Below are 1,117 nucleotides of genomic sequence, written 5' to 3' on the forward strand. Positions count from 1 at the left end.
CCATGCAACCTGTATAAATATCTTGCGTCATATATACACAAAACATATAAATTAAAATGAAATCACTAAGCAAAATATTACTGGTTGCCGCTTTGGTAACCGGTGCTGCAGGCTATACCGTTGCAAAAACAGATACCCCAACCGACGAGGTAACCCAAAATACAGAAGATCGCCACCTTTCCGGGTTCAGCTCGGTAAGCGTTGCTGGTTCGTTTGATGTGGTTATCACCCAGGGATCTACGGAATCAGTTAAGGTACAGGCCCCATCTGATATTATTAACCGGATCATTACCGAAGTAGAAGGCGGCACGCTTAAAATTTACACCAAAAACGATAACGACTGGCATTGGTCTGATGGCGGCCACAAAAAAATCATGATTTACGTTTCTATTAAAGAAGTAAATGGTGTGTCACTTTCCGGTTCGGGCGATGTATCTTTCAGGGAAGGTTTGCGTGGCAATTCTTTTAAACTGAAACTAACAGGTTCCGGCGATGTAAGCGGTAAACTTTTGGTAAAAAATTTAGACGTGACCCTTGCCGGCTCGGGCGATATCAAGATAAGCGGCAGTGCCGATAATTCCAATATAAGCGTAGCCGGATCTGGTGATTACACAGCAAGAGATTTAACAACCAATACGGCTTCGGTACRTATAGCCGGTTCGGGCGATGCCAGGGTCAATGTGAGCCAGAAACTGGATGCATCGATAGTAGGATCGGGTGATGTTTACTACACCGGCAGCGTTAAAAGCGTAAGCAGCTCTAAGATTGGTAGCGGCGATGTGAGCAGGATGTAGCTTCTTAGCAAAGGAGAGCGAGTAAAAAGATTGGTCAATATAAAAAGCGATGGAGAAATCCATCGCTTTTTATATTTTGTCTTAAATCCTTTCCAAAGGAGAGGATTTAGAGGCTAAAACCTTGTATAAAAAGCCAACTGAGCAACGTGATTTAGAGTATACGTATCGGCTTGCTTAATGTATTGGTTAAGGTAGCCGGTTTCAACATCAATCTTTTTGTTAATACGGTAACCAACGGCTACATAGGCACGGTTTTGATCAAAAAAGTGCTTATTCCCTTTGTTTTTATTCTGGATGTTCACAAACACTTCGTTTTGTAAGGC

At 42.5% G+C, this 1,117-nt stretch carries 2 protein-coding genes; one reads left to right on the forward strand and one right to left on the reverse strand.

Annotated elements, in window-relative coordinates; genetic code table 11:
- Window positions 1-56: 56 nt before the first annotated feature.
- Window positions 57-794, forward strand: coding sequence for a head GIN domain-containing protein (locus AC1DPZ_RS27730; RefSeq protein WP_477409597.1), 738 nt, complete (start codon window positions 57-59; stop codon window positions 792-794).
- A 113-nt stretch (window positions 795-907) separates the two neighbouring features.
- Here the strand turns inward: AC1DPZ_RS27730 and AC1DPZ_RS27735 are convergent.
- Window positions 908-1,117: DUF2490 domain-containing protein (locus AC1DPZ_RS27735; RefSeq protein WP_477409599.1), on the reverse strand; the 210-nt coding region annotated here is incomplete at its 5' end.

The organism is Mucilaginibacter sp. P4_G9 (assembly GCF_056400985.1).